We start from the raw sequence: 12665 nt of genomic DNA, 5'->3' as shown, positions 1-12665 counted from the left end.
GTGGGTTGGACTACGTTGGGATCTTAGGTTCAGTCCGGAGTGTTAGGCCGTAGCGCCACCGTCTTCCAGTAGTTTCCAGAATCCTGCTCGATCATTAGTGCGGGGAAACTCCGAGTCGGGCGACTCCATGTTGAGAAACTCGCATAACGGCCCCCAGCCTTCCTTCACCTGAAACACCAACAGCTGACTGGCGGGGATCGCAGCTTTCACGGCCTCGTTATGGGCGACAAATCTCTCCGCCAGCTCATCTTTACTCATAGCAGGATCAAAGCCCGCCCGCGCAATAACCTCTGTGCACATATCAAACCAGGGCTGCACCGCATCCGGCGCAGCATCACGACCTAAGATAGCGGCAAATATGGTGTCGCTAATACTCTCCACCCAGGAGTCGGGATCACGATGGGTGAGAACAAATTTGGCATCAGGAAATGCAGCATGGAGCTCGGCATAAAAAGACGCCGTGGGCCAATCCACCGCTGACTGCTGGCCCGCGTAGATGGCTGCCCAGTCAGGCTTTCCCGCAAGCGCAGCGTTCCAGAGGGGTATGTGAGTAGGAGGATCGTCGAGCACCGCCTCCATGTGATAACAGGGGCCCAGTCCCAATTGCTGCAGTGCCGTTCGAAGCGACATCGTGCCCGATCGCCCTACGCCTGCGCCGAATACCTGCATGTTGTATCCCCTAAAGTTTGAACCAGGCCGCTAAGCTAGCCCAGCTGAATTGTCCGCGCAATAAAACTCTTCCCGGAGCGCTCGGATTCAACGGGCAGTTTCCGTAAACCAGTTCTCCTGCTCCAGCTGCCGCCAGATTTTCTTTGCAACCTCACCACCGACTCGAAGAACTCGCTGAGGCTCATCAGCGATAAACTGACCATCGCGCACTTGCAGGCGTCCATCGGTCATGACCGTTCTGACCATGCGCCCATTGGCATACAACAAGTTGTTCAGCGGTTCCGGGGGCAAGGCTCCCGTGCCATTAAGCATGCCGGAAACCTCAACAGAGATAAGGTCTGCACGGGCTCCCGCTTTAATCACGCCCAGATCGTCGCGCCCTAAACCTTTTGCCGGAATCCGTGTGGCACCTTCGATGGCATTCCAGACCGTAGGACGCTCCCTTGCCCGAGCTGCATCCAGCTCTCCAAGAAGCTCGTGCCGGGCCTGTCCGTACAACACCGCCAGCTTAAGATTCTCGACATAGTCGTTGGAATGAGTATCGATCCCAATGTTTACCGCCATACCGGCTGCAAGCGCCTCGGGATAGGGCTGCGTACCGTTGCCGGCGCCACCCCCCGAGGGGCAATGGGCGTAAACGACGCCGTGTTTGTTCAGAATCGGTGGATCGACATCCCAATCAAGGCCACTCATGTGCGCCCCAAACACAGGCCCATCACTCAGCATGCCAAAGCTCTCCAACCACTGGGTCGGCGTTTTACCCCAGAGTCGTTTAACCGTATCGGTTTCCCGCTGGCCCTGAGACAGATGAATGTGCAGACCAGTGCCCAGCTCTTTGGCAGCGCTCGCCAGCGCACGCATGGTCGCGGGCGTCTGTGTGTCACAGGCGTGGGGAGACATCATTGGCAGAATTCGGCCATCGCCTTTGCCCATGTGTTTTTTGCAGAACGCAAGATTAGCCGCGATCTCCTCAAGGGTGCCTTGCTCGGCATCCATCAATACTTGATCGTTCGCTCGAAACCAAATGGCAAACAGACGCTCTATGCCAGGAATCATGGCACCGGGATAGGCGCGCACGCCCCAGGGCTCGGCGGATCTTACATAGCTCTCGGCCTGTCTAAGACTCAGGCTCATTTCCAGATGTGTCGTGCAACCGGAACGCAGTAACTCCGCAAGATTGAGCGCGGTGAGTGCATCCATCTCATCATCGGACAACATCTCCACGAGCTCCAGCGGCCGTGCATAGGATCGCGGTCCTTCGATAATCCCTCGCGTAGGAGTAGCGCTGCAGCAATGGGTATGACCGGAGATGAATCCGGGCAGCAATAGCTGATCAGACAATTTGAGTCGCGGCAGCTTATCGGAGAAGGATCCGCTTCGCACATCCTCAATTACCCCATCACTGACAAGTACTTGTCCGTCACGAATCAGCTTCAACTCACCTTTGGACTCCGTGAGCACCCAGCCGGCCTCGACGATAAAGCGCTCGCCCAGAATCTTAGGGGTAGCAGCATCACGCGCCGCGGAAGTGCCCGACACGGCCATTGAAGCACCCGCAGCAAGAGGACTTAGCGCGAGACTCTGAATGAATCCTCTGCGGGAAAAGCCAGAGAAACCTCTCTCACTCACACCCTCGCCTCTCGGAGCATGGGGACAATAGTCGGCGAAGACCCGCTTTGAATACTTCCCATCTCCTCAAACCCGTGTCGCTTGTACAAGGAAATGTTCAGTGGATTGGAAGACTCGAGAGAGGCGGTGGCGCCCAAATCATCAATCCGGGCGAGGGCATGTTTCATCAGCTGGGCACCATGACCCCGACTTTGATACCCGTTATCCACGCCGAGCACCGCTAAATACCAACAGGGCTCCTTCGGGTGGTACTTCTCCATGCCCTCCATAACCCCCATGGCATCTTCGTGTATCTCGGGTCTGACCGTAGTTGCCATCGCCGTCACGAGACGCTCTTCATCGGGACCTTCCCCTGGCGGATACCAGAGTGCGGCGCCCTCAAATTTTGCGGTACGAAACGCCGTTCCAAGCTGAATGGCACCACCCCCAAAAGCATCGTAGAACTCACCGGTAGCGGCTTTAAAAAACTCTTCAGCCTCTGGAAAAAACCAGCGCATTAGCGGATCCGCAGAAAAAGCGCTGGCCAGCGACGCAAAGACGCGGCCACGCTCCTCCTCACTAACCTCGGCGACCGACTCTGCCGACATGGCCTCAGGCATCAATGCTCTGCCCTAGCGCTGCGTGCACGATTCCGCCATCGATAGTAATGGTGTCTCCCACCACGTAGTCGCCAGCCCGACTGGCCAGATAAATAGCGGTGCCCGCAAGATCCTCATCCGTGCCGATCCGGCCCAGCGGAATGCTTTTACCAATCTCGTCACCATGATCGCGCGCCGCTTTGTTCATATCCGATGCAAAGGCACCGGGAGCAATGGATGTCACAATAATGTTGTCTTTGACGAGTCTGGCAGCCATACGCTTAGTCAAGTAGATCAAACCGGATTTGGACGCGTGATAGCTGTAGGTTTCCCAGGGATTCAGGCGCTGCCCATCAATCGACGTGATATTGATCACCTTGGCAGGCGAGCCACTCGCCGCCCCAGCTTTGAGGAGCTCATGGAGCGCCTGAGTCAAAAAGAAGGGGGACTTGAGGTTGAGGTCCATCACCTTATCCCAGCCTTTCTCCGGGAACTCTTCAAAAGGTTGTCCCCAGGCGGCGCCGGCATTGTTCACCAGAATATCCAACTTCGGCTCCCGCTCACTCAAGGCCTTCGCGACGGTGCGACAGCCTTCAACGGTAGAGACATCCTGAGGTAGCGAGTGACAGTTTGGACCCAACTCTTCGGCGGTCGCATCGCAGTCGGCGGCCTTACGAGAACTGATGTAGACCGTCGCACCTTGGGCGATGTATGCCGCGGCAATGGTTTTACCGAGATTTCGGGAACCTCCCGTGACCAGGGCTACGCGACCTTCCAGGGAAAACAGGTTTTTAATATCCAAGGCTTCTTCTCCATTACTCGTTCAAAATTATTGGGATGTTGCTATTCACCCGTAAAGCGGGGGAGTGCTTACCCTGCGCACGCAAAATCGCGACGCGTACTGTCTCATCGTACATCACAACTCTCTGCGCGTGGGCTCTATGCTGCCGCGTACTTACGGAGTGACGGGGTCGTACTCGTTCCAGGTTTTTGCTAGTCCGGTCAGGCCCCTGGCTTCTAGTCAGCCAGGGCCTGATTGATTCCCTCCTAATCTCCCCTTGCTTCAGGCCTGCTTCTAAAAAAGGCCATTCAGTAGGCGTTACGCCGTAACCTGCGTAAAAAAGTCACAAGCCCAGCTTTCTCCATTGCGCTTTGGCTGCGAGGTGGAGGATGATGCCGCCTCGTTAAAGACGTCCGGATTTTTGGACCCATGAACACCTTCAAATCATACAGTTGCTGTACGCAGACCCTGCTTGTGGGGGCGGTATCTGTGGTTCTGTGCCAGACACAGAAGACCGTGGGTATTCGCATGCGGCATGCAGTAAGTGGTTTGAGGAAGCTAAACGCGCAACTAAATAGATAGTTAGTCGCAGTTTTTAAAGAAGGCCTCCGAGAACTCAGGGCTCGGAGGCCTTTTTCGTTCCACTCTCGAAATCAGACTCTCCCCGCCCCGGTTCCCGGAAGTAACAAGGGTGAACACCGTGCAACGGTCATTAAGAGTCAACGCAAACATTATCTATCTCATGGGCTTCTTTCATAGCTTCGTGCTGATCGTGCCTGTCTTTGTGCCACTGGTTCAGGCACACGGGCTATCCATGACGCAGATACTGCAGACCCAGGCACTTTACGCACTAACGATTGCCTGCCTCGAAGTGCCCTCGGGCTACATTGCTGACATCTGGGGCAGACGGCGGGCTATCATCATTGGTTCCGAAATCAATGGTTTCGGTTTCCTGTGGCTGGTCTTCGCCGACGGATTCGGGGACTTTCTGGTTTACGAGGTGTTACTCGGGGTAGGCGTAAGTCTGATCTCGGGTGCGGATCTGGCGTTACTTTACGACTCGCAAAAGCAGTTAGACCAGTCCGATACGCCCGAAGCCGGTGCCAGCAAAGCGCTTAGCCGACTAATCTCTATCGAAGCTGCCTCCTCGGGGCTTGCAGGTATCGGTGCAGCGCTGTTGTTGCTTCTGGGCGATATGAGCGTGTTAATTGCCGCTCAGGCGTTGTGCGGTTTTATACCGCTGGTACTGGGTTTCATGCTCATAGAGTCACCGCGGCCAACGCTCACGCAAAGCCACAGCGCAAACACGCTCGCGATCATGGATCTGCTGCTCCGCGGCAAGCCCGTGGTGCTGTGGACAGCGTTCGCCATCGCGGCCTTCGGGTTGTTGGCCATGTATGCATTCTGGATCTACCAGAAGTACTGGGAGATCCAGGGCATTCCCGTGGAGCACTTCGGTTACATCTGGGCGCTGTTTGCGCTGACCGTGAGTTTGGGTGCGCGCTATGCGAGCTACATCGAGAGCAAACTCGGTTGGCGTCGCCTGCTTATACTCACGGCGATTCTGCCGCTTATTGGCTTGCTGGGTATGACCTACGCCGGAGGCTGGGTAGGCGTGATGTTTGGGTTCAGCATACAGCTGAGTCGCGGTATGAGCCTGACACTGTTCTACGATGCGCTGAATCGGCGAATCCCAGGAGATTTTCGAGCCACGGTAAACTCCCTGGTGAGTTTGGCGATACGTAGCTTGTTTATTGTAACGGGACCGCTCCTGGGCTGGTCTTTGGACACTCAGGGCATGCACGTGACACTGTTGGGGCTGGTAGTTATCTTCGCGCCCATACTACTGGCGGTGATCATGGGGTTAGGATTGCGCATTCGACGGGAGAGCCCCGAGCTGTCGCTTAGCGGCACGCCCGCAAGCAAAACCAATTCCGCACTGTAGCGTCGGCTCTCCCATGGCTGGCTCGTGTTAAGTTGGCGTAAAGCAGAGGAAGCAACAGTGTTTAAGCGGCCCATACGCAAGTCAGCAAAACGCGATGTAATAAGGCCTGGCCATCGCTTTGAGGGCGAAGTACGCGACCTCAATAGCGATGGTCAGGCGGTCGTTGCGCACCCTGACGGCCGCGTTTTTTTTGTACCCGGTGCCTGGCGGGGTGAAAAAGGGCTGTTTGAAGTCACCCAGCTGAAAGGCCGTATGGGTTTTGCGCGCCTTGTATCCCTGACTGAGGAATCACCCCGGCGTCGATCACCTCCCTGCCCTCATAATGGCTTCGCCACGGACAACTGCGGAGGCTGCCCCTGGATGTTTATGGAGTATGCGGAGCAGCTGCGGAGCAAAGAGTTGCAGCTACAAAAGATGCTTCAAGCGCTCAATCCTGAGCTGACACCAGGGACCATCTGGGCCTCTCCGGAGGAGTTTGCCTATCGCAATCGGGCCCAGCTCAAAACTGACGGCAGACGCTTGGGCTATGTGGCCAGCAACTCCCGGGAAATTGCCGAAATCAGTGACTGCCTAGTTCTCAACACAAAGAATCAACAGACCCTCAAAGACCTTAAAGCGCGGCTTCCCAACCCCGAGTGGAAGCCGAGTCGGGCAAAACACTGGTCAACGCTGGATCTGGATGACGACATCATCGCCGCCGACGTTACTGCTAACCAACGGCGGCCTTTTCGTCAGGGAAATAGCGCCCAAAACCAGCGCATGCGTGACTGGTTGGCTTCTAAGGTCGCGGACTTAGAGACACCTGCATCTGTCGTGGAGTTGTTTGCGGGATCCGGGAACTTCACAGACATACTGGTTGCCAGTGGCTGTAAAAACATCTGCGCCGTAGACAGTTTTAGGCCCGCCATCGAAAGACTTCAGAGTCGATCTCTGCCAGGCGTTACCGGGCTTTGCAGCGACTTGGGTAGACCCGGCAGCGCCGCGGATCTCGAGACAGCGCTCTCCGCGGCGACGTTGTTACTGCTGGATCCCCCACGCGAGGGTCTTAAAAACATAGACGACTACCTGAAACTAGCGCCTCGATTGCAAACCATCATCTACATATCCTGCGACTTAGCCACGCTGGCGAGAGACTTAAATGTGGCAATAAAGCACAGGTTTCAGTTGCGAGAAGTGCAGCCCTTGGACTTATTCCCCCAGACGCCGCACATAGAAGCCCTCACCGTGCTGACACGATAAACGCGCGTTCGCAGAAACTAGGCAATCAGCGCAGCAACGCTCCAGAAGACCACCATGCCCGTAAGCAGGGTATAAGTATGGTTGCGAGTCTTCCAGGCTACGACGGCGGCACAGGCCAGGCCCGCTATTTCTGGCGCGCCGATCAATACCTCACCATCAGTGCTGGTCAGCATAGACACAATGAGCGCGCCCATCACCGCCGGTGCAACGTACTCCAACGCCCGTAGCGCGAGCGGTGGAAAGCGTCGATCCGCTAAGGCTACAATAAATATGGCACGGCTCAGGTACGTACCAATCCCAGCGAGTACGATGGCAAAAAAATGCGTCATCGCTGCCGTCGCCGGCTTTCGAGTACCAAGCCCAGGAAAATTCCAAGCATTGCCCCGAACAAAAGCCCCGACCTGTTTGGCAGGTCTGTGAGCAGCATGGTAAATCCGCCCGACAAAAGCGCCACGACGAGCTTCTCCCAGCGATCAATAGCTGTCACCAACAACGCCGTAAACAGCACTGGCGCGGCAAACGCGATGTTCCAGTTGTCAGGCACTAAGGGACCTACAAACAATCCGAGCGCTGTAGACAACATCCACAGCGCCCAAAAAGTAAAGCCCGCAGCCAAGTAGTAGGCACGAAAGGCCGCGGAATCTTCATCCTGACGCAGCATGGCCAGCGCAAAGACCTGATCAATCAACACATAGGGGCCCAACCAACGAAACCAGCGTGGCTGATCTCTAAAGCGTGGTGCGACGCTCACGGAATACAATAGGTGTCGCGCGCCGACGATGAGCGCAGCCGTCACGGCTGCTGCCACTGATGCCCCCTCTCCCAGCAAGGTAATGATCGTGATCTGCGCCGCACCACCAAACATCAGCGGCGAAGAACTCCAGCCAAGCCAGGGGGCGATTCCCGACTCACCCACCACCACACCGAAAACCAGCGCAAAGGGAATAGCAGGAATAAACAGGGGGATAGTTTCAAAAACGCCCCGCCGCACATGAAGGTTTCGCTCGCTCATGCGCGCCATTCTACGCGAGGAAATTTACGCAAGCAGTTTTGGCGTCCACCAACGCATAGCTACAGCGACCGCCACTGCTTAAAGAATGACCTAAGCATCGGCGGCGATATCCAGTGCCATGGGTATGAACTTACATACCAGTACCTGTGATGAGCCGAAACGCTCCGCGCTAGCCAACAGCGTATCGCTCACTGCACTCATAACCGCCTGATGATCGCCTTGAATCTGGGTGCTCATAGCGTTGGTCACTATGTGAAGATCCTTTCGCGTATTGAGATCATCAATAAGTGACTGAATAACCGGAATATAGTCCGCATCTAGGGGATAAAGACTGAGCTCGGCGGTAAGTGTCATACATGCATCCTTGGGATTAACTGCTTACAAAGTGCTGCGTGAGAGAAACTGTCTATTGGTAGCTCATTGTGCGTTGCACATCGGTAAAGACTTCGAGAAACCCCGCAGTGAGCTCTGCGTCATGGCTATCTGCGACTTCGAGTAGAGCAACCAGGTCGACGGGGCGAGAGAGCCGGCGAGAAAGCCGCTCCATTACCGCTGCGACGCCCTCGCGGGTTTCATACACCCGCAACCAATCGGCATCTGTCCAACGCTTGGCCACTTGTGCGAGAGCTTCGGGAAGCAAAAGGGGGTGTTCCCGCAGCACGCGATAGGTGCCCTCCAGAAAAGCGTCTCTCTCCCACGCGCTGAATTGCTGCCAGTGGCGAACAAGATAGTGATCAAAGAGCACATCCAACACCAGGCCCGCGTAGCGTCGTTTTCCATCGGAGAACAGCAGTTTCAAGTCCCGATAAGCACTGTGACTGTCAGTAAGCACATCTACCTGCCGGTGACGACGCACTCCATCAGCAACACGGGGATGTAGTCGATGCTTAGTGAGCGGCCCTTTCACAAGATCCCCGGCAATGTTGCCGATCAAACTATGGGGATAGGGCTCCGCCAGCAGTGCATGGGCGAGATAGTTCATAGCACTCTTGCGTCCAGAGCGAGCGTATACAGAGCGCTGATCATAGACAATAGGCCTCTCACCGCCACCAGCGGATGTTCGTACTTAAGTGCTCAGGACTTTCGTGGACTTGATTCTGGCAATGCGACGATTGCGCCAGTTCTCTAAAATCGCCAGAGCACCCCAGGCATAAAGCGTCACTGCCACAAACGTTGCGAAGCGCTGAAAAAACGCCGTCAACGCATCCTTGCCGTTGGCGCTATCTTCAACAGCAGGGCCCAAAAGAATCAGCATTGTGACCAGTGCATTAATCCAAAACGAGGGCGCCACTTTAGTCCTCAAAAAGCCATAGAGTTTAGCCGCGGTGTACAAAGCAAACGCCAACATCCACAGGGAGAACATCCACAGCGACGGCAAAATAGATAGCAGCAGCCAAAACATCACCGCCATGATGCCACCAACGAACGTTGACCCGATGAGCTCGCGGCCAGCGTGGCGCGCATTGACGGTAGATGTTTGTTGCCCCAGAGATACAGACTTCATGATCGTCATCAAGTACTGCGAGGGATTAGTTAACGCGAGTAAATACGCTGGCATCACGATCAGCATCGCTCTGATCGCAAGCCAGTTAGACAGCTCCTCGCCACTGCCCGCTTCCGCCGGCGCATGGACGGTGGGGTCTTCGGAAAAAAACGGATAAACAATCCACTGGCAAAACACTGCAGCGGAAATACCAAGGACCAGCGATTTAATCACCGTTGTGGCAAGCAAGTAATCCACGCTCCCCGCGACAGAAATCAGCGTGAAGCCTATGGTTAGAAACGTGCCCAAGAGGCGCTTTCCGTGTATCAGCGTCAGATACATCGAGAAGTAGAGCCCCACCGCGACGATCAAAACAGCGCTTACGGGGTAGTAGCGGATGAGCGGTATCAACAGTACGCCCACGGTCAGTGACACGACCATGATGAGCAGTAGACCCACAAGCCCCTTCGCCCCCATGGGTGGCCCGGGCATTGCGCTCAAAAACACAACAAACAAAGGTGCAATAAAGGGCAGCGGAAAACCCAGGGCATACGCCAGTGCCAAGGCCAGCGCTGTAGCTATGGCGAACCTCAGGGCACGACGCTCCGCGAGCTTCATTTTAAAGACGCAACTGCCAAGGAACTGTGGCTAGCTAGTGGCATTAGAAATCACCTAGTAGGCGTAGGACAGCCAGCTCATGAGTCGGATGTAAACTCGGCCCAGAAAGCGCAAGACTGTCGCGTCATCGCTATACACAATGACCGAGGCCTGGCCACCAATGCGGAACTGATTCAGTATCTGGTTTTTGGGCACGTCAAAACCCACTTCTACCGGGAAGCGCTGCGCCTGACGCAGCCAGTCGCGGCTGTTACTTACCGTAGGCAGCGTACCCGGAGCCGGAGCCTGCCCGGCGCTCACACCCAAGCCCACATTGCGCACGGTGCCTTCGAAAACCTCTCCCGGCAAAGAGTCAAACACAATCTCGGCGCTGCTCCCGGGCTGCATATGCCCAAGGTTGTTCTCTGTGAATGCTGCGTTGATCCAAAGGTCATGAATAGCAATGAGCGTCATGACCGGCTTGCCCGTACCCGCATACTGACCCACATCCGCGCGCAAATCTGTAATGAGTCCTCGTGAGGAGGCTTTCACTACGGTATTTGCCAAATCCAGGCGCGCTTTCTCTACGGCAGCCTGTGCAGACAGTAATATGGCATTGCTGCCTTCATCATCGCCGCCTTTTTGCTCAATCGCTCGCTGAATATCAGACTCCGCAGCGATGACCTTTGCCCGGGCCTGATCCAAAGATGCTTTTGAAGATTCGAGACGTCGCAAAGACAGTGTTCCAGGGTCTGTCTCTCGGAGTCGCTTAAGACGGGCGTAATCCTGACTGGCACGGAGCTCATTAGCCTTCGCGGCAGTGAGATTTGCACGGGCGCTAGCGACCGTCGCGTTACCCGCCTCCACCTGGCTCCTGGCATTGACCAAATCAGACTCCGCTCGGGACAGGGCTATCTGGTACTGGGAGGGATCTATCTCAAAGAGCGCATCACCCTCTTCCACGGTTTGGTTATTGCTCACCAGCACTTTGGTGACCGTACCCGCGACTTCCGGTGACACACCAATCACATAACCTTCTATTCGAGCCTGGCTCGTGTAGGGCGCGTAGCGATCGGACAGGAGGTACCAGCCCAAACTACCGACTATGAGCGTCAGCACGATCCAGGTTGCACGTTTGACCGCAGGAGCGGACTCAGCGTCAGTCGCTGCTTCGTTATCACTCATTGTGAATCTCCTCCTGTTTGGGCGTCATCCAGTACCTCGGGTACCGATGCCTCTAACTGCTCACCCCAATTGACCCGCTCGCGCATGATCTCGCGCACATCCTCGGAAATCATTTCCTCAAGAGACTGGGATTGCCATCCTCCACCCAAGGCTTTGTAGAGCGTAATCACCGCAGAAATGTGTGCGCCCTCATTGACCAGCTCTTTCTCGGCTTGAGCAAACAAAGACCGTTGTGCATCGAGCACTCTCTGAAAATCCGCATAACCCTCTTTGTAACGACGGTTTGCGAGTTCCAGTGCTCTCTCTGCTGCCGAGCGGGACTCGGTGAGGACGCTGCCGGCCTCTGCGGTTTTAACAACAGCAACAGCTGCGTCATCAATCTCTCGCGCGGCCTGGTAAACCGTCGCATCAAAAGCGACGAGTGTCTGTTGCAATCGGGCATCCTGCACACGGATATTTGAACGAATTCGTCCGTAATCAAAGATGTTCCAGCTGATGGAGGGGCCTGCTGCAAAGGTCAGTCCATCCCTGGTGGCGCCGAGACTGTCGCCACTCCAACCAAAGCTGCCGAACAATGAAAGCGCCGGGTACAGCTCTGCTTTAGCCACGCCGATCTGTGCGGACTGCGCGCCTGCCTGCCAGGCGCTGGCACGCACATCAGGTCTGCGCAGCACCAGCTGCGTGGGTATTCCTCGCAAGGCCACAGGCTCGACGCCGGGCAGCGGCTGTAGTTCGCCCTCCAGCTCAGTAATGACTCCAGGTGGGCGCGCCAGCAGCACCGCGAGTGCGTTTCGCAGCTGGATACGACTGCGCTCCAGATCAGGAATTGTGGCGAGAGTAGCCAGATACTGGGTCCGCGCCTGCTGCAAATCGAGTTCGGATTCCTGACCGCTATCAAACAGCTGTTGAGTAATCTCAAAACTGCGCTTTTGTATCGCGGCGTTTTCGTTCGCGATGGCAATACGCAGCTGTACCGTACGATAGGCGTAGTAAATGTCTGCGGTTTGAGCAATGAGGATTACCTGGAGGTCTCGCTGGTTCGCCACGGAGGTCATAAAGGCGGCATCCGCAGACTCAATACCCCGCGCGAAGCGTCCCCAAAAATCCAACTCCCATCCTACGGACAGCCCCGCGTCATAACTGCCAAAGCTGTCTTCGCTGGCGGGTAAGAGACCATCGCTGCGACGCTGACGTATGTAGGCTGCAGACGCGCCCAACTGCTGAGACTGAGGAAAACGCAAAGCCTCTGCACCACCAAGTCGCGCCCGCGCCTCGAGAACGCTGAGTCCCGCATTTTGCAGGCTGGGGTTTTTAGTGAGCACTTTTTGAATAAGTGCATCTAGCGCGGGGTCATCAAAACGCTGCCACCAGTACGAAAGCTCAGTGCTCACGGCGGCGGGATCGCTATCGAGCTGACCGTACAGGTCCGGCTGCCACTCGGCGAGCCACGCAAGCTCTGGCTCCTGATAATCGGGACCCAGCGTAGTACAACCAACGAGCAATGCGCCCGCCAATGCAATAAGACTACGGCGCAACATCACTGCGCT

At 55.9% G+C, this 12665-nt stretch carries 13 protein-coding genes; 2 read left to right on the top strand and 11 right to left on the bottom strand.

Annotation, left to right across the window (positions count from 1 at the left end):
- Positions 1-42 precede the first annotated feature (42 nt).
- The 4 genes from ACTG39_RS06420 to ACTG39_RS06405 form a co-directional block, all read right to left on the bottom strand.
- Entirely contained in the window at positions 43-669 is a 627-nt protein-coding gene (locus tag ACTG39_RS06420; protein ID WP_439106707.1) for a sulfotransferase family protein, read from the bottom strand.
- An 87-nt stretch (positions 670-756) separates the two neighbouring features.
- Positions 757-2298 (bottom strand): amidohydrolase family protein, encoded by a 1542-nt coding sequence (locus ACTG39_RS06415; protein WP_439106706.1) that lies wholly within the window; start codon positions 2296-2298, stop codon positions 757-759.
- Positions 2295-2897: a GNAT family N-acetyltransferase gene (locus tag ACTG39_RS06410; RefSeq protein WP_439106705.1), complete on the bottom strand. Its 603-nt coding sequence runs from the start codon at positions 2895-2897 to the stop codon at positions 2295-2297. The genes ACTG39_RS06415 and ACTG39_RS06410 overlap by 4 nt, the downstream gene beginning before the upstream one ends.
- Positions 2890-3678 (bottom strand): SDR family oxidoreductase, encoded by a 789-nt coding sequence (locus tag ACTG39_RS06405; RefSeq protein WP_439106704.1) that lies wholly within the window; start codon positions 3676-3678, stop codon positions 2890-2892. Before ACTG39_RS06405 ends, ACTG39_RS06410 begins: the two co-directional genes overlap by 8 nt.
- A gap of 670 nt (positions 3679-4348) precedes the next feature.
- Here ACTG39_RS06405 and ACTG39_RS06400 point away from each other — a divergent pair.
- Positions 4349-5602 carry an MFS transporter gene (locus ACTG39_RS06400; protein WP_439106703.1) on the top strand — a complete coding sequence of 418 codons (1254 nt, stop codon included), beginning with the start codon at positions 4349-4351 and terminating at the stop codon, positions 5600-5602.
- A gap of 57 nt (positions 5603-5659) precedes the next feature.
- A complete protein-coding gene (locus ACTG39_RS06395; protein WP_439106702.1) occupies positions 5660-6841 on the top strand; it encodes a class I SAM-dependent RNA methyltransferase in 1182 nt (393 codons plus the stop codon).
- A gap of 17 nt (positions 6842-6858) precedes the next feature.
- On the opposite strand, the gene ACTG39_RS06390 is transcribed toward ACTG39_RS06395, so the two are convergent.
- The 7 genes from ACTG39_RS06390 to ACTG39_RS06360 all read right to left on the bottom strand — a co-directional run bounded on the left by ACTG39_RS06390 (position 6859) and on the right by ACTG39_RS06360 (position 12656).
- On the bottom strand, positions 6859-7170 hold the full coding sequence (locus ACTG39_RS06390; RefSeq protein ID WP_439106701.1) for an AzlD domain-containing protein: 312 nt from the start codon (positions 7168-7170) through the stop codon (positions 6859-6861).
- The gene (locus ACTG39_RS06385) at positions 7167-7853 is read right to left on the bottom strand and encodes an AzlC family ABC transporter permease (RefSeq protein WP_439106700.1); all 687 of its coding nucleotides are present in this window, start codon (positions 7851-7853) and stop codon (positions 7167-7169) included. The genes ACTG39_RS06390 and ACTG39_RS06385 overlap by 4 nt, the downstream gene beginning before the upstream one ends.
- 90 nt (positions 7854-7943) lie before the next feature.
- Positions 7944-8207 (bottom strand): YkoF family thiamine/hydroxymethylpyrimidine-binding protein, encoded by a 264-nt coding sequence (locus tag ACTG39_RS06380; protein WP_439106699.1) that lies wholly within the window; start codon positions 8205-8207, stop codon positions 7944-7946.
- Positions 8208-8259: 52 nt separating this feature from the next.
- Complete coding sequence (locus tag ACTG39_RS06375) at positions 8260-8835, bottom strand: ACP phosphodiesterase (RefSeq protein WP_439106698.1); 576 nt, start codon at positions 8833-8835, stop codon at positions 8260-8262.
- An 84-nt stretch (positions 8836-8919) separates the two neighbouring features.
- On the bottom strand, positions 8920-9954 hold the full coding sequence (locus ACTG39_RS06370) for a DUF2955 domain-containing protein (RefSeq protein ID WP_439106697.1): 1035 nt from the start codon (positions 9952-9954) through the stop codon (positions 8920-8922).
- 54 nt (positions 9955-10008) lie between these two features.
- Entirely contained in the window at positions 10009-11118 is a 1110-nt protein-coding gene (locus tag ACTG39_RS06365) for an HlyD family secretion protein (protein WP_439106696.1), read from the bottom strand.
- Positions 11115-12656: an efflux transporter outer membrane subunit gene (locus tag ACTG39_RS06360; protein ID WP_439106695.1), complete on the bottom strand. Its 1542-nt coding sequence runs from the start codon at positions 12654-12656 to the stop codon at positions 11115-11117. The genes ACTG39_RS06365 and ACTG39_RS06360 overlap by 4 nt, the downstream gene beginning before the upstream one ends.
- Positions 12657-12665: the final 9 nt, after the last annotated feature.

The organism is Congregibacter sp., from assembly GCF_965662665.1.
Classification (GTDB): domain Bacteria; phylum Pseudomonadota; class Gammaproteobacteria; order Pseudomonadales; family Halieaceae; genus Congregibacter.
This window is presented reverse-complemented; position numbering and strand designations above follow the sequence as displayed.

Bases quoted from the DNA above. Each gene is read 5' to 3' on its own strand.
- ACTG39_RS06360 (WP_439106695.1), bottom strand. From the start codon at position 12,656: ATGTTGCGCCGTAGTCTTATTGCATTGGCGGGCGCATTGCTCGTTGGT.
- ACTG39_RS06365 (WP_439106696.1), bottom strand. From the start codon at position 11,118: ATGAGTGATAACGAAGCAGCGACTGACGCTGAGTCCGCTCCTGCGGTC.
- ACTG39_RS06410 (WP_439106705.1), bottom strand. From the start codon at position 2,897: ATGCCTGAGGCCATGTCGGCAGAGTCGGTCGCCGAGGTTAGTGAGGAG.
- ACTG39_RS06370 (WP_439106697.1), bottom strand. From the start codon at position 9,954: ATGAAGCTCGCGGAGCGTCGTGCCCTGAGGTTCGCCATAGCTACAGCG.
- ACTG39_RS06385 (WP_439106700.1), bottom strand. From the start codon at position 7,853: ATGAGCGAGCGAAACCTTCATGTGCGGCGGGGCGTTTTTGAAACTATC.
- ACTG39_RS06390 (WP_439106701.1), bottom strand. From the start codon at position 7,170: ATGACGCATTTTTTTGCCATCGTACTCGCTGGGATTGGTACGTACCTG.
- ACTG39_RS06380 (WP_439106699.1), bottom strand. From the start codon at position 8,207: ATGACACTTACCGCCGAGCTCAGTCTTTATCCCCTAGATGCGGACTAT.
- ACTG39_RS06375 (WP_439106698.1), bottom strand. From the start codon at position 8,835: ATGAACTATCTCGCCCATGCACTGCTGGCGGAGCCCTATCCCCATAGT.
- ACTG39_RS06420 (WP_439106707.1), bottom strand. From the start codon at position 669: ATGCAGGTATTCGGCGCAGGCGTAGGGCGATCGGGCACGATGTCGCTT.